Origin of the sequence: Pedobacter cryoconitis, from assembly GCF_014200605.1 — a bacterium.
GTDB lineage: Bacteria > Bacteroidota > Bacteroidia > Sphingobacteriales > Sphingobacteriaceae > Pedobacter > Pedobacter cryoconitis_B.
This window is the reverse complement of record NZ_JACHCE010000010.1, coordinates 25,698-47,009: the sequence shown is the minus strand read 5'-3', so window position 1 is coordinate 47,009 and position 21,312 is coordinate 25,698. Positions and strand designations below refer to the sequence as shown.

At 38.6% G+C, this 21,312-nt stretch carries 20 protein-coding genes; 10 read left to right on the top strand and 10 right to left on the bottom strand.

Going from position 1 to position 21,312, the window contains the following annotated elements; genetic code table 11:
• Positions 1-3: 3 nt before the first annotated feature.
• On the top strand, positions 4-675 hold the full coding sequence (locus HDE68_RS22795) for a response regulator transcription factor (RefSeq protein ID WP_183884546.1): 672 nt from the start codon (positions 4-6) through the stop codon (positions 673-675).
• Here the strand turns inward: HDE68_RS22795 and HDE68_RS22790 are convergent.
• The 4 genes from HDE68_RS22790 to HDE68_RS22775 form a co-directional block, all read right to left on the bottom strand.
• Positions 665-1,612, bottom strand: coding sequence for a nitrilase family protein (locus tag HDE68_RS22790; RefSeq protein WP_183884545.1), 948 nt, complete (start codon positions 1,610-1,612; stop codon positions 665-667). The genes HDE68_RS22795 and HDE68_RS22790 overlap by 11 nt on opposite strands.
• A gap of 76 nt (positions 1,613-1,688) precedes the next feature.
• A complete protein-coding gene (locus HDE68_RS22785) occupies positions 1,689-2,498 on the bottom strand; it encodes a helix-turn-helix domain-containing protein (RefSeq protein ID WP_183884544.1) in 810 nt (269 codons plus the stop codon).
• Positions 2,499-2,511: 13 nt separating this feature from the next.
• On the bottom strand, positions 2,512-3,357 hold the full coding sequence (locus HDE68_RS22780) for an alpha/beta hydrolase (RefSeq protein WP_183884543.1): 846 nt from the start codon (positions 3,355-3,357) through the stop codon (positions 2,512-2,514).
• A gap of 105 nt (positions 3,358-3,462) precedes the next feature.
• Positions 3,463-4,299, bottom strand: coding sequence for a mechanosensitive ion channel family protein (locus HDE68_RS22775; RefSeq protein ID WP_183884542.1), 837 nt, complete (start codon positions 4,297-4,299; stop codon positions 3,463-3,465).
• 255 nt (positions 4,300-4,554) lie between these two features.
• On the opposite strand from HDE68_RS22775, the gene HDE68_RS22770 reads away from it, so the two are divergent.
• The gene (locus HDE68_RS22770) at positions 4,555-5,499 is read left to right on the top strand and encodes an NADP-dependent oxidoreductase (protein WP_183884541.1); all 945 of its coding nucleotides are present in this window, start codon (positions 4,555-4,557) and stop codon (positions 5,497-5,499) included.
• A gap of 66 nt (positions 5,500-5,565) precedes the next feature.
• Here the strand turns inward: HDE68_RS22770 and HDE68_RS22765 are convergent, their stop codons facing one another.
• From HDE68_RS22765 to HDE68_RS22755, 3 genes are all read right to left on the bottom strand, one after another.
• On the bottom strand, positions 5,566-6,747 hold the full coding sequence (locus HDE68_RS22765; protein WP_183884540.1) for a cation:dicarboxylate symporter family transporter: 1,182 nt from the start codon (positions 6,745-6,747) through the stop codon (positions 5,566-5,568).
• 77 nt (positions 6,748-6,824) lie between these two features.
• Positions 6,825-8,141: a CitMHS family transporter gene (locus HDE68_RS22760; protein WP_183884539.1), complete on the bottom strand. Its 1,317-nt coding sequence runs from the start codon at positions 8,139-8,141 to the stop codon at positions 6,825-6,827.
• A gap of 22 nt (positions 8,142-8,163) precedes the next feature.
• Positions 8,164-8,868, bottom strand: a complete 705-nt coding sequence (locus HDE68_RS22755; protein WP_183884538.1) for a DUF2490 domain-containing protein — start codon at positions 8,866-8,868, stop codon at positions 8,164-8,166.
• Between the two features lie 647 nt (positions 8,869-9,515).
• Between HDE68_RS22755 and HDE68_RS22750 the strand changes: the two genes are divergently transcribed.
• The 6 genes from HDE68_RS22750 (at position 9,516) to metQ (ending at position 15,161) form a co-directional block, all read left to right on the top strand.
• Positions 9,516-10,619, top strand: a complete 1,104-nt coding sequence (locus tag HDE68_RS22750) for a sensor histidine kinase (protein ID WP_183884537.1) — start codon at positions 9,516-9,518, stop codon at positions 10,617-10,619.
• Complete coding sequence (locus HDE68_RS22745; protein WP_183884536.1) at positions 10,616-11,305, top strand: LytR/AlgR family response regulator transcription factor; 690 nt, start codon at positions 10,616-10,618, stop codon at positions 11,303-11,305. Before HDE68_RS22750 ends, HDE68_RS22745 begins: the two co-directional genes overlap by 4 nt.
• Before the next feature lie 105 nt (positions 11,306-11,410).
• Positions 11,411-12,457, top strand: a complete 1,047-nt coding sequence (locus tag HDE68_RS22740) for an NAD(P)-dependent alcohol dehydrogenase (RefSeq protein ID WP_183884535.1) — start codon at positions 11,411-11,413, stop codon at positions 12,455-12,457.
• A gap of 159 nt (positions 12,458-12,616) precedes the next feature.
• Positions 12,617-13,675: a methionine ABC transporter ATP-binding protein MetN gene (metN, locus tag HDE68_RS22735; protein ID WP_317617724.1), complete on the top strand. Its 1,059-nt coding sequence runs from the start codon at positions 12,617-12,619 to the stop codon at positions 13,673-13,675.
• Positions 13,668-14,324 (top strand): methionine ABC transporter permease MetI, encoded by a 657-nt coding sequence (gene metI, locus HDE68_RS22730; protein ID WP_183884534.1) that lies wholly within the window; start codon positions 13,668-13,670, stop codon positions 14,322-14,324. Before metN ends, metI begins: the two co-directional genes overlap by 8 nt.
• A gap of 18 nt (positions 14,325-14,342) precedes the next feature.
• Positions 14,343-15,161, top strand: a complete 819-nt coding sequence (metQ, locus tag HDE68_RS22725) for a methionine ABC transporter substrate-binding lipoprotein MetQ (protein WP_183884533.1) — start codon at positions 14,343-14,345, stop codon at positions 15,159-15,161.
• A 68-nt stretch (positions 15,162-15,229) separates the two neighbouring features.
• Here metQ and HDE68_RS22720 read toward each other — a convergent pair whose 3' ends face one another.
• Positions 15,230-16,222: a helix-turn-helix transcriptional regulator gene (locus tag HDE68_RS22720; RefSeq protein WP_183884532.1), complete on the bottom strand. Its 993-nt coding sequence runs from the start codon at positions 16,220-16,222 to the stop codon at positions 15,230-15,232.
• A 137-nt stretch (positions 16,223-16,359) separates the two neighbouring features.
• On the opposite strand from HDE68_RS22720, the gene HDE68_RS22715 reads away from it, so the two are divergent.
• Entirely contained in the window at positions 16,360-18,159 is a 1,800-nt protein-coding gene (locus HDE68_RS22715) for an ABC transporter ATP-binding protein (protein ID WP_260171840.1), read from the top strand.
• A gap of 25 nt (positions 18,160-18,184) precedes the next feature.
• On the top strand, positions 18,185-19,915 hold the full coding sequence (locus tag HDE68_RS22710) for an ABC transporter ATP-binding protein (RefSeq protein ID WP_183884531.1): 1,731 nt from the start codon (positions 18,185-18,187) through the stop codon (positions 19,913-19,915).
• Positions 19,916-19,937: 22 nt separating this feature from the next.
• On the opposite strand, the gene HDE68_RS22705 is transcribed toward HDE68_RS22710, so the two are convergent.
• Complete coding sequence (locus HDE68_RS22705; RefSeq protein WP_183884530.1) at positions 19,938-20,525, bottom strand: Crp/Fnr family transcriptional regulator; 588 nt, start codon at positions 20,523-20,525, stop codon at positions 19,938-19,940.
• 77 nt (positions 20,526-20,602) lie between these two features.
• Positions 20,603-21,277 (bottom strand): 3,4-dihydroxy-2-butanone-4-phosphate synthase, encoded by a 675-nt coding sequence (gene ribB, locus HDE68_RS22700; RefSeq protein WP_183884529.1) that lies wholly within the window; start codon positions 21,275-21,277, stop codon positions 20,603-20,605.
• Between the last annotated feature and the right edge of the window lie 35 nt (positions 21,278-21,312).

Sequence of the window (21,312 nt, the reverse complement as noted above, 5' to 3'; positions counted from 1 at the left end):
ATTATGACTGATATATTATTTGTTGAAGATGAAATGGATCTGGCCCAAATCGTATCTGATTGTCTGGAATTTAAAGGATATTCTGTAAACCATTATACCAATGGGGCAGATGCATTTCAGCATTTTACAAATGTCAAACCGGATATCGTAGTTTTAGATGTCATGGTCCCGGAATTAGATGGTTTTGATCTGGCCCAAAAAATCAGGGAAACAGATCATCAGACTCCAATTATCTTTGTTACAGCAAGAGTTCAGACCGCCGATGTGATCAAAGGCTTTGGAATAGGAGCTAATGATTATATGAAGAAACCATATAGTATCGAAGAATTGATTGTTCGTATGGAAGCACAGCTAAAACGATTAGACAAAATCATTCCTACCAAATATGTTATAGGAAATTATTTTTTTGATGCTATATATAATACATTGGCTTTAAATGGGAAAGAGAAAAAAATCTCCTATAGAGAGTCAGAGCTTTTAAGGATGCTGCTGGAGCACCAGAATCAAATCGTAAAAAGATCAGATATCCTGTCGGAATTATGGGAATACGAAAGTTTCTTTACAGGAAGAAGCCTGGACGTTTTTATATCCAGGCTCAGGTCTTATCTTAAATCAGATCCTAAAATTGAGATCTTAAATATCAGAGGGGTAGGGTATATGCTGATTATTCATTAAGCCACACCACTTTTTGTTCTGATTGATGCGGAAGACTGATAATATCACCATACAGCTCAGGTCTTCTGGCCTGCAGGTAACGATATCCTCCTGCCTGTGTTAGTTTTTCGGGGGTCAGAATAGCTGTTACATAGCTGTCACCTAAAGTTTTGCATTCACTTAATATATCTCCAAAAGGATCAATAATCATTGAGCATCCATTTTTTAACTGATCATCATCCATTCCTATTGGATTAGAAAATATCGTATAAATGGCATTATCATAAGACCTTGCAGGTAACCATTTCATCAGCCAGTCACGGCCTTTCATTCCTTCAAATTCCAGGCGCAGAGAAGTAGGATCATTTTCTCTGTTTTCCCAAAGCGCTGTGGCTACAAATCCTGCTCCCGGTCTTGTAGAAGGCGTACACATAGTCACATGGGGCATAAAAATGATATCGGCGCCAAGCAGTTTTGTTGCCCTTACATTTTCAATGATATTATTATCATAACAGATCAGAATACCACATTTCCACCCATAAAGCTCAAAAACACAATAATTATCACCTGGTATAAGGAAAGGATTGATAAAAGGGTGTAATTTCCTGAATTTAGCGACCAGTCCGTCTTTATCTACACATACATATGCTTTAAACAGGTTATCGTCCTGATCCTTTTCAAAAAGACCAGCGAGAATTACAATATTATATCGGGCAGCAATAGCCTTAAGTTCTAAAATACTTTCTCCTGTGGGAATAAATTCTGCTAAATGAAGCATTTGTTCCTGAGAGAGATTTCTGGCAAAGGTATATCCTGTGATTGAACACTCGTGAAAAGCAATTACCTGTGTACCATCTGCCGCTGCCTTAGCTGCCAGCTCAGCTATGACTGAAAGATTATATTTCTTATCACCACTTTTATGTTCAAATTGTGCTGTAGCTATTTTGAGTTTTTCCATCTTTATTATTTTTTATAACAAAGGTATGGAAGGCGTATTTTTAAAAAATGTACAAATCCGACAGCTTCTTCATGACTTAGAATCCCAGGAAATTAATAGCCAATGGGTTTGATAAACTGCTGTATTGACCTGGAGTGAGCCCTGTGTATTTCTTAAATTCCCTGATCAGATGCGGTTGATCATAATAACCGGCTTCATAACCAAGACAGGTCAGATTGGTTTGATCAGCTCTGTCTCTCAGTTGTTTCAGAAATACATGCAGTTTGATAATATTACTGAATCTTTTAGGGCTGATCCCGATGGTTTCCATAAAATTACGCTCGAGTTTTCTTTCATGAAGGCCTGTAAACTCCAAAAGGCTTTTAATAGGGATTAATCCCTTATGCTGTGTGATATAATTAATAGAAGCAGTAATCAGGGGCTGTGCAGCTGGATTTTTCGTTGCAATTATCTTTCTGAAAAAATCTTCTGCTAAGGAAATTCTATCTTGTATATTCCCGCTTTCAAACAGTTTATCCTGAAGCTCAGTTCCCTTTGAGCCAAATAGGTCCTGCGTTTTAATATTTGTATCGTTGAGTTCTTTTGACGGAATTGACAAGATGTGATTCAAACCATGCGGATGAAAAACAATGATCATTAACGAGGTTTCTCCCTTGCAATACAGATCTTTAAAGGAATTTAGTTGTCCGTATATAAAAGAATCCGGCAGATAAACAGGAGTATTCGGCCCGCTAAATTGGGCAATCAGCTGATTTTTAAAAGAAAATACCATTCCTGTATTTCCATCAGAAAATAAACGCAATTTCTTTACCTCTTTATTCTTCGTATTTAAAAAGAGGTAATGCTTAATATATGCTGATAAATCTATAGCTGGTAATACCTGCATGGCTAATTATAAGTTATTTTTTGGCATTCAATATACCTAATGCTTTGTAAACACTATTGTGTAAAATGGTCAGATGATTTTCTGCCGGCATAGGATTAAAAATTACCTCCAGGTTTTTATCTGCTGATTTTTTCAGGACTTCAGCAAGATTCTTTGCATCATCTTCCATCACCTTACCTTCTGTACCTACTGAAACATATACTTTGATATTTTTATCTGATAAGGATTTCAATAACTGAGGTGCAGCAGTAAGCAAAGATTGATTATCCCACCATAAACTTGGACTGATAATGATATAGTTATTAAAAAGAGATGGCTTTTTCAGTAATACTTCAGTAGCGAATAAACCTCCCAATGACTGTCCAATAATTGTTTTGGTATCATTCGTTCTGTAATTCTGAGCTATATAAGGCTGTAAATCCTTCTCTATAAAAGCCATGAATTTTTCTGATTTTCCAGTAGTGGGGAAGTCTTTAAGATCCTGGGCAATCGTTGTAGGGAAGGTGAAATCTCTTTTCCTGTCAATATTTGCGATACCAATCACAATTGATTTAGGCATTGCTTCTATCATTGCTGAGAATTGAACCAGACCGAATATATGTACGAAATCTTCATTTGCTGATCCGTCTAAAAGATAAATAACCGGATAAGTTGCCTTTAAATCTTTATCATAACCTTCTGGTAAATAGATATTGAGGATGCGCTTTTCTGCTAACTGCGGAGATTGTATTTGTTCAGTTGTACCGAGTTCAAAAGGGTGAGCAGAGGTTCGGATAACTGTTGATTTATATTGTGCCTGACTTGCTGAAATGTTGACAAACAGGCTAAATGATAATAATAAGATTGATGAAAATTTCATCCGATAAAGCTATCAATTTAATTATTATTTAAAAAAGGGAGAAGGTTGTCAATACGATAATATTTAAATTTTGTGACTTGTATTGACAGCCTTCTCTTTATCTGTTTAACCAGGCAGACCTTTGCCTGCAGGTATAATATGTATCTCGCGCTGCGGATATGGAATGCCAATATTATTTTGATCCAAAGCTTCTTTAATGAGTTGAAAATTACGGTGGTAGGCTGGCCAGAAACTGGCATTGGCAGACCATGATCTGATAGTCAGGTTTACTGCGTTATCGCCCAAAGAAGCTACCAGAACTACTGGTGCTGGATCTTTAAAAATCAGCGGGTCATTCGTTAATACTCCCAGAATAACTTTTCTGGCGGTATCAATATTCGCATTGTAAGAAATCCCGATACTATATTCCAGCATCCTGTTTTCATTATCTGAAACGTTATTGATTACCGCATTTGCCAAAGGTCCGTTTGGTGCATACAAAGTCGTTCCGTTTTTTGCTTTGAGTGTTGTATACAGAATGTCGATTTTAAGCACTGTACCTTCTACATTATTGCTGGATGAAATATAGTGACCAACTTTAAATGGTTTGAATAACAGGATCAGTACTCCACCTGCAAAATTGGAAAGACTTCCCTGCAGTGCTAAACCTACTGCAAGACCTGCGGCACCTAAAATAGCCACGAAAGAGGTTGTCTCAATACCAAGAGTCGATGCAACTGTAACCAGTAGAAGGATATAAAGTATAACTTTTAGAATACTGATTAAAAAATTAGATAGCGAGATATCAATTTTTCCTTTATTAAGATGATTGTTTAAAAAACGGATCAGGAATTTGATTAACCAAAAACCTATTAGCAATGTAGCCAATGCAAGTAAAAGAGTGGGGATTCTGCTGATAAAGGAGTCCAGAAGAAGTGATAAGTTAAGTTCTAATTTATTCATAAGAAGATGTTTTTAAAGGCAAAACGCCTTTTTGGCAGATGTCTGTACATTTAGCATTTATGATGCCATTATTTAATTATTATATAATAATAAAAACCATATTATACTTCGGATGTTTCTTCTCATTCTTTAGTTAATTCTTATATATCAGCGTTAAAAAGGCATATATAGCCGTAAAAAGAATAGTTTTTATACTTGTGGCACGATATATATGGCCTAATAAACTGAAAAACATTTTATATTAAAATCAAGCCTATGAAAGCAATTGCAGTAAAAGCATTTAAAGATGTCCCCGAACTGATAGAAATTTTAAAACCCGAAATAAAACCAGGTCATATTCTGATTAAACTCAAAACAGCGGGACTTAATCCGATGGACTGGCGTATAGCTGATGGAATGCTTGATGGGAAGATGCCTCATATATTTCCATTGATATTAGGTGCAGATGGTGCTGGAGTAGTTGAAGAGATAGGAGAAGATGTCAGTCGTTTTAAAACAGGAGATAAAGTATATGGCCAGATGATGCATGCCCCGGTAGGAGAAGGCACTTATGCAGAATATATAGTTGTACCTGAAAAGGTTATTATTGCTAAAATGCCTCCCGGTTTATCTTTTGAACAGGCTGCTGCTTCACCTGTAGCTGGTATGACTGCTTTTCAGCTGGTCAAAGAACTTGGCCTGAGTAAAGAGAAAACACTCTTAATTGTTGGGGCAACTGGTGGAGTAGGCACATTTACAACTATTTTTGCTGCTTTAAATGGGATTAAAGTACTGGCAACAGCAAGAGGCGAGGCTGCAAAAAGCAGTATTAAAAAAGCGGGTGCTTCAGAGACATTTGATTATTCAACAGGCGATCTTGTACAGCAAATCAAAACTGCTTATCCAGAAGGAGTAGATGCTTTGATAGATCTGGCAAGTAATCCCGAAGCATTTGATCAGCTTAGCTCTGTTGTAAAAGCAGGGGGGATAGCTTTGACAACTATAGGGGCTGCTGATGCAGGAAAACTGGAAGCTAAAAATATCCGTGGTGGTAATTTTGAAGTAAAAGGCAGTGTTGCCCTGCTTGAAGGCGTAAGTGCGATGATGGAAGCCGGGAATATCGAAATTCCAGTTCAAAAGATTTCTTTAAGTGAGGCTCCTGATGCCATCGCAAAAAGTAAGACAGGTACGGCTTTAGGGAAAACGGTGATAGTTATTTAAAAATATTAAATGATGAATTGCGGATGTTCTGATCAGGAATGTCCGCTTTTATCATACTGTAATGGCTTATCGTTCTGCAAATTCATTCTCACTTTTTGCAATCACCAGTGTACAGGCTGCATTTCCAATTGTATTGGTAATTGACCTTGCTTCGTTCAGAAACCTTTCTACGGCAACAATAAAGAGTAATCCTTCGGAAGGTATTTCGGGTAGAATATAAATAGCAGAACTTAAGGCCACAAATCCTGCACCTGGTACACCCGAAGCACCTTTAGAAACAAGCATCAGAATCAGGATGATTTTGAAATAAGTATACATATCAGCCTCTATATTGTATAATTGTATCAAAAACATAGTACAAAGACCAAGATAAATAGAAGTCCCGATCAGGTTAAAAGAATAACCTATTGACAATACAAAACCAGTTACTGGTTTACTGCATCCATAGTGTTCAAGCCGGGCAATCAACAATGGAATAACTGTCCTCGAAGAGGAAGTTCCAAAGACAATCAGTATCTCCTCTTTGATCAGGACCAGCAATTGCCATATACTGAATTTATAATAGCGTAAAAGCAAACCCAGAAATGCAAAAACAAAAATGATAACCAGCAGATACATCACAGCAACGAGTTTACTCATCGGCAGAATAGAATGCAGGCCGAAACTGGCAATGGTATAGGCCATGCCACTAAATACAGCCAATGGGGTAAGGCTGAAGAATAAAGTGATTACCCGGAAAATCAGATCTCTTATCTTTTCGAGTTTGAATATATACTTATCTTTTTGAGGCAGAAAATGAAGCAGCAATCCTATAGTCATGGCTGATGTTAAAATCCACAATACATTTTGGGCAGGCAGATAGTTATGCCATCCTGAAGATGTTGTATGATAAGGTAACTGAAAATGAGTTTTGATGATTTCCTGTATATTCCCTTTGTCGATTGTGCCTGGTTTAAGCAAAGCTGCCATAGCTAAACCAAAGATGATAGCGATTGTGGTCAGTACTTCAAAAAGGATAACTGATTTCAGGGCAATTCGTCCCAGTTTTCTTAAACTGGCTATCGCTGCGATACCAGTGGTAATAGAAAGAAAAATAACCGGAGCAGCGAACCACTCTGTGATTTTTATAAAATAAGTGCCTATAAAGCGTTGTTTTACCGCGAAGCCAGGGAAATAAATTCCTGTTGCTACACCGGCAATTAGAGCTATGAGCACCTGGAAAGCCAGGTTGGAAAATATTTTCCGCAAACTATCAGGCATTTAAAAATAGTATCATCTTTCCAGGTTTATCATCAAATCTAATGAAATTATCATTGTATAATATCTTAGAAAGAGATCACGCCAAACAGAAATGCTCCAGCTAACATAACCAGGCAGGTAATACTTGCCCATTTCAGTGTGAAATGCATATGATCAGCAAAACTTACTCCGGCAAGACCAACTAATAAATAAGTGGAAGGCACCAGCGGGCTGAGTAAATGTACCGGGCCCCCAAAAAGGGCTGCTCTGCCTACTTCTGCAATTGGTACATTTAAATGCTGTGCTGTTTGTCCTACTAATGGTAATATTCCGAAATAATAAGCATCGTTACTCATAAAGAAAGTAAGCGGAGGAGTAGCCAATCCAGTAATCAGCGGTAAATGAGTACCCCATTGCGCAGGAATGGCGCCAATCATAGTCATCGCCATGGCATCCATCATCTTTGTCCCCGATAAGATCCCTGTGAAAATCCCTGCTGCAAAAATCATAGCTGATACGGATAATGCATTGTCAGCATGCTTACGTATTCTGTCGTGCTGCTCTTCCAGACGTGGGTAATTGATAATGATTGCAATGGCGAAAGCGATCATAAACATGACTGTCAGAGGCAGCACATTCAGAACCATAGCTATCAGCAGGGCTGCGGTAAGTAAAAAGTTAAATATTAATAGTTTAGGACGTTTCAGGCTCTGATCCCCTGATTCCCCAAATTTTAAATGATTTTCATTTGCAGCTGCAAATTCTGCGGCATTGATATCAATTCCTGCAAGTTGCATTCTTCTTCTTTCCTGCATCCCGAAAATTCTGGCCATAAATATAACCCAGCATGCACCCAGAACGAGTGAAGGCAATACTGGAATAAATAGTTCTGCAGAGCTTAAATGTAAAGAGGTCATTGCTCTTGCGGTAGGCCCACCCCAGGGTAATACATTCATGACTCCGCCAGCACACATAATAATAGCTGTTAGTTTAAGCGCAGGGATACCCAGCTTTTTATAAAGTGGCAGCATTGCCGAAACAACTATAAGATAGGTGGTTGCCCCATCCCCATCTAAAGAGACCATTAATGTAAGAATAGCTGTGCCGATTGTGACTTTCAAAGGGTCACCTTTAACCAGCTTAAGTATTTTGGAAACCAGCGGATCAAAAAGGCCTACATCGATCATAATACTGAAATACATAATCCCGAAAATCAGCATAACCCCGGTTGGGGCGATTTTCTTGATTCCATCCATCATCATCTCACCGAGTTCGTTTCCGAAACCACCGATCAGGCCAAAAATGATAGGAACTATAATCAGAGCTGTTAATGCATACATTTTCTTGCTCATGATCAGGAGCATAAAGGTAATGATCATCAGAAATCCTAAAAAAGCTAACATATAATAAAGTTGTTTTGGGTTCTTAATTCTTGTTTTTTCTCGTGAAATCGAAGTTTTTACGTAACGACAGGACGGCGAAATTGAAAATCCCTCCTGATTCAAACTGGCTCATCCAATAGAACTCTGCTTCGAATGTTTTAGTGATTTTGTATCCCGCCCCGCCCCATAAGCGAAAACTATCAAAAGCTGTTTCTTTGTCTAGATTCATCCTGATCTCGTTTTTCCCGATTAAAGTCCATCTGCCAGTTTCTAAATCACCCAGTTTGTAATTTGCTGTGAGTAAATGTCTTGCCCGCAGGATAAAACGATCGGAGAAGAGAAAGCGTTCTTCGAAACGATATCGCTGTGACAGGTCCAGACGATCGCTCAGTTTATGACCAATGGTTACCTGTTGAAATACACGGTGCTCCAGGATAGTTTTTTTTTCTGTTCCTGTTTCATCGTAAGGTGAGATTTCAAGATACATATAACCGCCCCCAAATTGAACAGGAGCGTTTTTTAGTTTATAATCTGCATAAGTGTTAACCAGGAAAAGTCTGCTGTCACTAATGTCAACATCGTAACTTCTATATTGAACAAGTGAAGTGACTGTCCATTGCGGAGCTACTTTTGCTCTGGCCAGGAACATATAGAACTGATTGAATTTTCCGGGCTGGGCAATGGCAATGGAATAGCCTGACAGGTTGATTATCAATGCTATTAATGTACTTAATAGTATTTGTTTCATGGTTTAATTTGGTTAGAATTAATACGCATTGTTATCAGGTATCAGGTTGAAAATACCTTGGTGCGGATTCTAATATGCTGGTATAAGTTTTAGATAGGAAATAAACTCAGCGAACAACAAGAAAATCAGGTGAACGACTGGGGTTTTTAAAAAACAACAAGCTATGTTCTGGCTGCATTTCCTTTTGCCCTTCGGGGCAACGGCCATGCTATGCCATCACATAGCTTGTTGTTTTTTAAAAATTCTAAAGGTGTAACCTGATTTGGAACTTGTTGAAAGGATGGTTTATTGGTTGGGGGATTTGTTGGGATGACGATAGACTGGTGAATTGGTTTAGGAGAAACCGTTGGATTGCTCTGAAGATTGGTTTAGGATAAACCGGTGAAGATTGTTTTGGAGATTCGCTGAGAAGAAACCGTTGGATTGCTCTGAAGATTGGTTTAGGATAAACCGGTGAAGATTGTTTTGGAGATTTGCTGAGAAGAAACCGTTGGATTGCTTTGAGGATTGGTTTAGGATAAACCGGTGAAGATTGTTTTGGAGATTCGCTGAGAGGAAACTGTTGCTTGCTTTGAGGATTGATTCAGGTAAAACTATTGGCGGTTGCTTTTAAACCCTGAATGGTTTTTAATGATAACTTTGGATTAATGATAATGCTGATAAATATTATTTTCTTAGTGCTGATTTTAAGGTTGTCTTTTGAAAAAAGGATAATTGAATCGGTTTTAAAGAAGGATTGGCCTGTGTTACTTTTGGTGCAGCATGTCTTGTTCTGGGTGATATTTTCTTTTGTGAATGTATATTTTTATATATCATTTGTAGGATTACCCTCTAGTATATATTGTATTTTAATTGCACTGATATGTAATGCGTTTATCTATTATATCAGTTTTAATAAACTGGTACCGGAGTTTTATATCACCAAAAATTATGCACAGTATATACTTTATACGATACTCATATTTGTGATTTTTAGTCTGACAAGAATCCTGATTGAACCTGAAATAACCACTGGTCCGCATGGGGGGATTGAACAGGGGCTTTTGTTTATTTTTATTTATACCTCACATGGGATTTGTATACTGGTGTCGGGGCTGCTGGGGATATCAAAGCATAAATTTATTATTGAGAATGATTTGATCTTGCTGGAAAGTATCAAAAAGGAGACGGATATGAACCTGCTGAAATCTAAGGTAAACCCTCATTTTTTATTGAATACACTGAATAATATTTATGCAATTGGAGATAATATCAATGAACTGCAATCACAGTCTGTTTTGAATCTGAGCCAGTTACTGCAGTATACCATTTATGAAACAGACCATAAAAGAATAAGTATTTCTAAAGAACTGCAAATGATTAAGGCATTAACAGGTTTGTATCAGTTAAAACATGGGAATGCACTGAATATTCAATTTGATTTTATTGAAGAAGATTGGATGGATGAGGTAGAAATACCCCCGGCGGTTTTTCTGACTTTATATGAAAATGCATTGAAACACTCAGCAATTGGAAATGATCCTGAAGCCTGGATTCAAGTAAATATTATGCTGGAAGGAGATAAAATGCGTTTTATCGTCCAGAACAGTATCTCTGGATCTGATGAGATTAATGTACATTATGAATACAAAGGGATAGGATTGACGCTGATCAGACAGCTGATGAATATTGAAATTGGAACTGATAATTATTCATTGCAAACTGATGCGCAAGGAAAGGTTTATCAGGCAGAACTTAGCTTAAAATTATGACCAGATTAAAAACTGTTTGCGTAGATGATGAACTTCCTTCTCTTAAATTAATGAAGGAATATTGTGAACTGGTGCCCGGTATAGAGCTTGTCAAAACTTTTTCCAACTCAAAGGAAGCTATTGTATTTCTGGAAAAGACAAAAGTCGATTTGTTATTACTGGATATACGCATGCCAGGGTTTACAGGACTGGAATTATTACGGCAAATTAATTATAAGCCCCTCTGTATTTTTATTACGGCCGATCTTAATTCTGCAGTCCAGGCCTATGAACTGGATGTGATAGACTATCTGATTAAGCCGGTTCCTTTTACCCGTTTCGAAAAGTCAGTTAATAAAGCGCTGGAATATAAACGGTTTACTGCTTTTAATGATGCAGATGAACAAATTATTATGTTTAAGTCTGATTATATGATCCAGCGGATGCGCCTGGCTGATATACTTTGGATAGAGGGATTTGGAGAGTATATTAAATTAGTGGGAAGGTTTAAGAATTTTACCTTGTTGCAGAGAATGAGTGAATTCGCTGAACAATATGCTTATCTGGGTTTTATCAGAATACATAAATCTTATCTCGTACTTGCCCAGGATATAGAATCCTATTCATCCAGTACAGTAAAACTGAAATCCGGACAAGAATTACCTATCGGCAGGGTGTACAAACAAAATGTACAACTAAGAGGATAATTAATCAGCTTGTGTCATTATTTGATGTTTTATGAATATATAATGAACAAAAAGGCTCCCTTTTTTGTATTTATATTTGTTGCAACACTAAATAATTGAAAAACGATGAAAGCAGTAAAATCCTATGCGGCGCAAAGCGCAGATAAACCTCTTGCTCCTTATCAGTTAGACCGTCGTGAGCCAGGTGCTGATGACGTAGAGATCAAGATCTTATATTGTGGTGTATGCCACTCAGATATTCATACCGCCAGAAACGAATGGGCAGGAACGATGTACCCTGTGGTGCCGGGACACGAAATAGTCGGTAAAGTAACGCGTGTCGGAGAGGGGGTGAGCCGCTTTAAAGTAGGTGATACTGTGGGTGTAGGATGTTTTGTAGACTCTTGCGGCCATTGCAGAAACTGCGAAGAGGATAATGAACAATATTGTGAAAATGGACATTCACAAACCTATAACTCCCTGTTACAGGATAAAAAAACAATTACCTATGGTGGTTACTCCAGCCATATCGTAGTTACACAGAAATTTGTATTGAACGTTTCTGATAAATTGCCTCTTGAAAAAGTAGCTCCTTTATTATGTGCCGGTATCACTACTTATTCTCCGCTGAAACACTGGAATGTTAAAAAAGGAGATAAACTTGCAGTAGTTGGTTTAGGTGGCCTGGGGCATATGGCAGTGAAAATTGCGGCTTCTATGGGCGCAGAAGTAACTGTATTAAGCCGTTCTAAAAGCAAAGAGAAAGATGCTCAGGAATTAGGGGCCCATCACTTCGAGATCACTACTGAAAAAGAAACTATGAAAAAGCTGGCTAACAGTTTTGATTATATCATTGATACGGTTTCTGCAGAACATGATTACAATGAATACCTTGCTTTACTACGTACAAACGGAGTAATGGTCTTGTTAGGTGTACCGCCAAAACCATCAGATGTACATGCTTTTCAATTGATTGGCGGCCGTCGCAGCCTGGTAGGCTCATTGGTTGGTGGAATAAAAGAAACTCAGGAAATGCTGGATTACTGTGCTGAACATAATATCACTTCTGATGTTGAAATGATCAATATCGATCAGATTAATGAAGCTTATGAACGTACCCTTGCCGGTGATGTTCATTACCGTTTCGTGATTGATATGGCATCATTAAATTAAAAGCAGGCTATCCGGATAACCGTTAAATTAAGAATCATCAGATTTAACGTTCATTAAATAAAAATCTTAGATGGAACAATAAAAATAAAAAGGCACTTTTACAGTGCCTTTTTTGTTATCATTCTGATAGTTAAAGTCTATAAATATAATAGACTATTGATGATTATTATTACTTTTGCGGCGAACATGATTGTATTAAAAAATATAACTAAACAATTTCATCAGAAAAACAGAGAGATTACAGCTTTGTCGGACGTCTCCTTAACCGTTCCCAAAGGTAAAATCTATGGGGTAATAGGAGCATCAGGTGCAGGAAAAAGCACGCTGATCCGCTGTGTGAATTTGTTGGAAAGGCCTACCTCCGGAGAAGTTATAGTTGACGGGCTTAACCTGATTAATTTATCTCCGGCTTTATTAGCTAAAGAAAGAAGACAGATAGGAATGATCTTTCAGCATTTCAATCTCTTATCATCCAGAACGGTTTCTGAGAACATCGCTTTCCCTTTAGAACTGGACGGTATTCCTAAAGAACAAATACAGCAAAGAGTTACAGAACTGCTTGCGCTTGTAGGATTGGAAGATAAAGGAAAAGATTATCCTGCTAATTTGTCGGGCGGACAAAAACAGCGTGTTGCAATTGCAAGGACACTTGCCAGCAACCCCAAAGTGCTTTTATGCGATGAAGCTACAAGTGCTTTAGACCCGGCAACTACAAAATCTATCCTTACCTTATTAAAGGATATCAATAAAAGATTAGACATTACGATCTTACTGATCACCCACGAAATGGATGTCGTAAAAAGTATATGTGATGAAGTCGCTGTCATCAGCGCCGGAAAACTCATAGAGCAAGGTACTGTCAGTGAGATATTTGCACATCCCAAAGCAGATCTTACCCGTGAGTTTATCGCTTCTTCTTTAAAAATCAATATTCCGGAAACTTATCTGGAAAGATTAAGTGATACGCTTTCAGCTGATAAAAAACCTTTATTAAAACTTGAATTCACCGGGCAGTCTGTTGATGATCCGGTACTCTCGGAAGTGAGCAGATTGTTTAATCTGAATAACAATATTATTTACGCACAAATTGAATATGCCGGAGGTGTTAAATTCGGGGCCATGGTGATCGAAGTTTCCGGAACACAGGAAGACAGCCTGAAAGCAATAGCATATTATGAAGATAAACAGATTAAAGTGGAGGTATTAGGTTATGTCTGAGTCGATGATTTTAATGATGTTCAAAGGAACATGGGAGACTATAGTCATGACTTTTGTATCCGGCTTTTTTGGTTTTGTCATTGGCCTGCCTACCGGGGTCATGCTTTATCTGACGCGTAAAGGCCAGGTACTGGAAAACAGAACGCTGAATAATGTCGTATCGGTTTTGGTGAATGTTTTTCGCTCCATCCCATTTATCATCCTTATTGTCTGGATGATCCCTTTTACACGTATGCTGGTGGGTACATCAATTGGTATTGAAGCCGCTCTGGTTCCTTTAAGTATTGGTGCAGCACCTTTCATTGCGAGAATGGTAGAAAACAGCCTGATAGAAGTTCCGGGCGGACTGGTTGAAGCAGCGAGGGCAATGGGGGCAACTCCTTTTCAAATCGTTTATAAAGTATTACTTCCGGAAGCTTTACCTTCGCTAATCAATACAGCATCTATCACTTTAATTACCCTTGTCGGTTATTCGGCTATGGGTGGCGCTGTTGGTGCTGGTGGATTAGGACAAATCGGTTACCAATATGGCTATGTAGGTTATGATGTACTGGTCATGAATACTGTACTAATTATACTGGTAGCCCTGGTATTCTCTATACAATTCACAGGTGATCTGATTGCTAAACGTGTTGATCACAGAAAATAATAAAAAATAAAAATACGAATGAAAACAAAAATTCAATTCATTGCAGCTGTTGCTGTTATTGCCTCAGTTACTTTGTTTAGCTGCAGCAGAGGAACTAAAACGAGTGACCCTAACCATATCAAAGTAGGTGTAGAATCAGGACCGGAATATGCCGTTGCACAGGCTGCACAAAAAGTTGCAAAAGAGAAATTTGGTTTAGAGGTAGAATTGGTACAATTCAACGATTTCGTTATGCCTAATGAGGCACTTAGTCAGGGCGATTTAGATGTAAACGTATTTCAGAACAAACCATATCTGGATGTACAGACTAAACAACGTGGTTATAAGTTTGCTATCCAGGGTAACACTTTTGTTTTCCCATTAGCAGGTTATTCAAAAAAAATCAAGAAAATAGAAGAATTAAAGGAAGGAAATACGATTATCATTCCTAATGACCCTACTAACGGTGGCCGTGCCTTATTACTGCTTCAAAAATCAGGGTTATTGAAATTAAAAGATGGTGTTGGCTTATTGCCTACAGTAAATGATATTATTGAAAACCCTAAAAAGATAAAAATCCTTGAACTGGAAGCACCCCAGTTACCAAGAGCTTTGGATGATCAGAATGTAACTATCGCTGTAATCAACAATACTTTTGCTACCTCAGTAGGGTTAATTGCAGACCGTGACGGACTTATTGTAGAAGATAAGAAATCACCTTATGTAAATATCATTGTATCCAGAGAAGATAACAAGGATGAAGAGAAAATCAAGAAATTTGTAAAAGCATTTCAATCTGATGAAGTAGCTGCAGCTGCTGCCCAAATATTTAAAGGCGGTGCTGTTAAAGGCTGGTAGCCAGAGCAGGTTAAACACAAATCATCAAAGAAGGGCGGCAATTCTTAAAATTGCCGCCCTTCTTTTTGCTAATTCATTTTCACCTTTCCCGGAGAAATACCAAATTTCTTACTAAATGCAGTACTAAAATGCTGTACAGAAGAATAGCTCAGGTTTTCTGAGATTACCTTAATTGGGATACCCGAAAGCAATTGTTCTTTGGCCTCAATCAGTTTGATATCACTTAAATAACCAAACACAGTTGTATCAAATAATTCTTTAAAACCATTCTTTAATTTAAACTCATTGATCCCAGCTATCTTAGCCAGTTCGGACAAGGAGGGAGGGGTATGCATATTTTTATTCAGATATTCCCTGGCATGATGAATACAGTCTGTCTCGTAAGCTGTTTTCAAGACAGATTTAACGCTTTTTTTTGCATGTTGTTCAAATGACTGTGCTTGTAAACTCAACAATTCCATGCATTTAGCCTGCAGAAATATCATTTTCAAACCTCCTGAAAAGTTGCAGCTCATAATCTCACGGATGCATTGCTGCATCGCAAAAGTCATTTTTAAATTGCAATCTGAAAGATCAGAAAAATGATTCTTTTGTATGTTTTCGCAAAATGCGGATAATACATTTCCTGTATCTTTTACCAGTTCAAGGAAATAGGCTATTCTGAAGTGAATTTCAAAAAACTGGTAAGGTTCATTTGGTTTATAATTACCGGTACCATCAAATTCAGGACTATAAATCAGGTTATGCTGCATGGCCTTAAATTGGTGGATATGTCCGTTAATATGGTTCTCCATCAATCCACCGCCAGCGAGGGAAAAATGTAATTCTACAAAATCAGGTTCATCTGTGGAGCGAAACCGGAGCCTTTGGCTTTTAAGCCGCATATCTCCAAATACGATAAAGATATTTGGTAAAGCCATTTGCACAATTTCGGCATCAAAAGAAGGAAAACTGTACTTCTCCCTGCGTTCAGTCACCAATGGCAATAGCTGATCAGCATAAACAGGAAGCCCGCCAATTTCTGTCCATTTACCCTGTGCATCACATAAAGCCATTCCCATAATTAATCCTTTTGATATAAAAAGCTATCCTTTTGATGTAAATGTTCTTCTCTGAACAAGAAGCACCTTTGTACAAAGCTAAGATTATTTAGAAATATTATAAATAATCTTTTTCATCATGCTTTAGTTAAATGGATATGAGTACAAAGAAACCAAAAAATGGCATTAGCAGGCTTCTGCAAATTGCCGGCAAAGAAAAACGACTATTAATCTTATCAGCAATATTAGCTATTATACATGTATTACTGACCGTTATTCCTTATGTTTTGATCTATGATGTGATTAAAGCAATGCTGGCTCCACCAGTTGATACTGCTTTGATAGTTAGTTATATCTATAAGGCGGTATTTGCTATGATTGCAGCCTACGGTCTGCTCTATGTTTCTGGTGTAGCCTCACATATTGCTGCATTTAATATTCTCTATGAACTGCGTAAACAAATGGCCGAAAAACTTGGTCGTTTACCCATAGGTTTCATTAATCAAACCAACTCAGGCGCACTGAAAAAAATAATGGCAGATGACGTAGAGCGGGTAGAAAATTTTATCGCGCACAGCATTCCTGATTTTGTAAAAGGAATTGCCTTGCCGGTAGTTACCCTGACTTACCTTTTTACGGTCAACTGGATGCTGGCTTTAAGCAGCTGTCTGCCTATTATTTTGCTTGCTGTATTTATGCCGATACTATTCAGTAAAAGCCGGAACAGTGTATTAAATGATTATCATCATGCTCTGGAAAGTATGAATTCTGGTATTGTAGAATTTGTAAGAGCGATGCCGGTTATTAAAATTTTCGGGCATACGGCCGATAGTTTTGCCAGTTATAGCGGTTCGGTTTATCGGTTCAGAGACATGGTTATTGAATATATCCGTACCTCATCACCAGGTTATGGCGTATTTATTAGTTTTATCAGTAATGCCTCTCTGCCAGTTCTTGCACTGGGTTTCTATTTATATTTTAATGCAGGATTAAGCCCTGCTGTATTTTTCCTTTTCCTGATTCTGGGCGCTGGTTATATCCGTCCCTTATTTGCATTGAGCAGTATCAGTACGCAGATCTCTTTAATCAATCATGGGGTAAAGCGACTGGACTCGATCTTATTCAGCCAGGAGCAGGAAACTACAGGAGAACAGGAGCTGACAAGCGATTTTAGTATTGACTTTGAGGCTGTTTCTTTCAGCTATGATGATCAGGTCCTGGTGTTAAATGGAGTTGATTTCTCGGTTCCACAGGGCAGCATCACTGCTTTGGTTGGCCCCTCAGGATCAGGGAAATCTACTGCTGCCCAGCTTGTTTCCCGTTTCTGGGATGTTAAATACGGACGCATCCTGATCGGTAAACAAGATATCAGGGAACTCAAACCCGAAGAACTGATGAAACATGTTTCTTTCGTCTTTCAGGATAGCTTTATGTTTCAGCAGACCATTTTTGAAAACATCCGCATGGGTATGGACAGAACTGAAAAAGAGATTATTGAGGCCGCAAAGGCTGCACAATGCCATCGTTTTATTAAGCAGCTGCCTAATGGTTATCAGACCCTTTGGGGAGCCAATGGGATTCACCTGAGCGGGGGAGAACAACAGCGTATTCAGCTGGCAAGGGCAATTCTAAAAGATGCACCTATTCTTATTCTGGATGAAGCTACTGCTTTCAGTGATCCTGAAAATGAATATTTGATTCAGCAGGCTTTCAATAAACTGATCAGTAATAAAACTGTAATTGTGATTGCCCATCGTTTAAGTACAATTACCAGTTGTGATCAAATAGTCGTTATGGATCAGGGGCGTGTGACCGGCATCGGTCTGCATGAAGAATTATTGCATGATTGTACACTTTATCAAAAGATGTGGAATGCGCATACCAGGGCTAAAGAATTTTCCCTTTCAGCAGGTACTGCTGAACATCAGGCCACGAAAATCCAGAATACTCACCTTTAATATCCAGAATAATAGTCTTATTGAAATGATAAAGAATCTCTTCTTCACCTTTAAAACATCGCCCAAACTGGTGCGTAAAAGCATCCTTCTTGAATTGCTTCACGGCGCTTTTATTGCCGTTCCTACAGGATTTCTCCTGTTAATTATCAATGAATTATTTAGCGGAAATCCGGTACAGTCAAAACTGTGGACCTATGTCTGGGTGATGATTGTCCTGCTTATCGTTCAGTTATTTGTAGCTGTTAAAACTATTGTAAGCAGTAATATGATGACCTATGAACTTTCTACTCATCTGAGGATCAGTCTGGGAAATCATTTGCAACGCTTATCTATGGGGACTTTCAAACAGCGTGATCCGGGAGATCTGGCTTCGGTTGTCTTGCAGGACGTAGCGAATTTTGAACTGATCTTTGGGCATACCATCGGTAATATGGCTTCAGCTATATTTGCAACAGTAATTATTTCCGGATTTTTATTGATCACAGACTGGCGTTTGGCACTGCTGTTATTAGCAGCACTGCCACTTTGCTGGCTGATGATTAAAATAGCCAATTACCTGATTGGCAAACAAGGTGAAAAGCATGTCAGGGCAAGAAACAATATAGGCGCCCGTTTCCTGGAATATGTACAGGGAATCCGTCATATTAAATCTTTTGGGATGACAGGCAGAAGATTCGAAAGTCTGGACAAGGCCCTCAATGATTTTCGTAAGGCCAGTATCCGTACCGAAGTTATTCCAGGCCCCCTGGTCATTACCGCTGGTCTGATCCTTGAATTATTTTTCCTGCTGATGATCGGTATAGCGGTTACATTTTTTGTGCAAAGGAGTTTAACAGCTACTGCATTTATTACCTTTTTAATTATTGGATACCGCCTTTATGAACCTATAAAAGTTATTCTCGTTGATTATGTCGTGCTTCGTTATATGAATATCAGCCTGAGCAGAGTAGTTGAAGTCCTTCAGATTAAAGAACAAACAGCTGGTGAAAAACTTAAACCCAAAGGAATTGATATCGTGTTTGAGCAGGTAAGCTTTGCTTATCAATACAATAAAAACGTATTAAATAATATCTCATTTCGTGTGCCTGAAAACAGCCTGATGGCATTGGTGGGGCCATCAGGTTCAGGTAAAACAACGATTACTGCATTAATTGCACGGTTCTGGGATGTACAGAAAGGAAATGTGAAAATTGGAGGGGTCAATGTAAAAGACATGGAACCTGCAGAAGTTTACAGTCTGATCAGTGAAGTATTTCAGGAAGTATATCTCTTTGATGATACCATTTTTAATAATATACTTTTTGGCAGGCCCGGTGCGACAGAAGAAGAAGTGATTCAGGCAGCTGATCTGGCGCAGGTACTTGATTTTGCCTGGGAATTGCCTAACGGATTGCATTCAAAAGCAGGAGAGGGGGGCAGTCACCTTTCAGGAGGGCAAAAACAACGGATCAGTATTGCCAGGGCATTGCTTAAAAACGCACCTATTGTTCTGCTGGATGAGGCTACGGCGTCATTAGATCCTGAAAATGAGATTCATATTCAGGAAGCTATTCAGGAACTGGTGAAGAATAAAACAGTAATTGTAGTGGCGCATAAATTAGCGACAATCAAAAATGCAGATCAGATCCTTGTACTTAAAGACGGTAATGTGCAGGAACAGGGGACACACCAGAGCCTGCTTGGGTTTAATAGTGGCCTGTACCGTCATCTATGGGATATTCAGCAGCAACTGGGTGGGTGGAAAATTAAAAGCTAAACAGGTTTTATAACCTGTTTACTTATTTTTTATTGTTTAATAATCTGTGTTTAAGACGGCTCAGTGCTTCCTGTGAAATTCCTAAATAATTGGCAACCAATCGATTTGAAAGGCGCTGCATAATGGTTGGATGTTCAGTAAGGAGTGATTGATATCTTTCCGTCGCATCCATCGTAATAAAACTCATCAGCCTTTTGGTATTGGTTACATACGCAGCCTCGAGGTAACTTCTGTAAAACTTCTCCCATTCAGGGATCTGATCCAGCAGGGTATAAAAATCTTCTCTGCTGATATATAAAACTTCTGTTTTTTCCAGGGCCTGAATGTTTTCCTGTGAAGGCTGCTGGCTGATAAACCCGGTTAAACCAGTAGCGAAATTGTTCTCAAAAGCCAGGTAACGGGTAGCTTCGGCACCATCGGCTTGCAGAAAGTAAATCCGCAGACAGCCTTTTTTTACAAAATACATTCTTTTAGAGGTCTCCCCTTCAGCAAGTAAAATCTCCTCTTTGCATACTTGCAGTTCTTTGAAACAGGAAAGAACAGTATCCAGATTAGTCTGACTAATGGTTATTCTATTTAAAATACAATTGGACAAGGCTTGTTTGCACATCGTTATGAATTAGATATACCTCCAAAAGTCGCAAATTAATCCTATTTAAGTCGAATTCTCCATCTTCTTTAAAGTGGTTAGTTTAAAACAGCTTGTTCCTGAGGCTGTAATTCTTCCAGATGTTTACGGTACTGAGCGATGTCTTCAATTGAAACTACAGTGAATGCATGGCAAATAGCAAATTCACTAATTTCCCTCAGGCGGGACATGGTGCCGTCTTCATTAGTTAATTCGCAGAGTACAGCAGCAGGGCTCATTCCGGCAAGCTGCATCAAATCGACACTGCCTTCGGTATGTCCGCGTCTGCCAAATACACCTGCTTTGTTAGCGATTAGAGGAAATACATGCCCGGGTCTTGACAGATCTTCTGGTAGTGCACCCGGTTTGCAGGCAGTTTGAATCGTATGTAACCTGTCTGCTGCGGATACCCCTGTGGTTACGCCGCTGGCAGCTTCAATGGACACTGTAAATGCAGTCTGATAGCGGCTTGTATTGTGATTTACCATTGGATTTAATGCTAATGAACCGGCTTTCTCAGGAGTCAGGCATAAACAGACTATTCCACTGCAGGAGCGGATCATGAGTGCCATATCTTTAACAGATATCTTTTCTGCTGAAAAAATCAGGTCGCCTTCATTTTCCCGGTTTTCATCGTCAACCAGTAAAATTCCTTTGCCTGCTTGCAGATAACTGATTGCCTTGTTCACTCTTTCTTTATGATCTTTACCAAAATAGGTTAAATAACTATTCATAACTGTAATTTATTTTGGAGCAAAAATCAGATCTG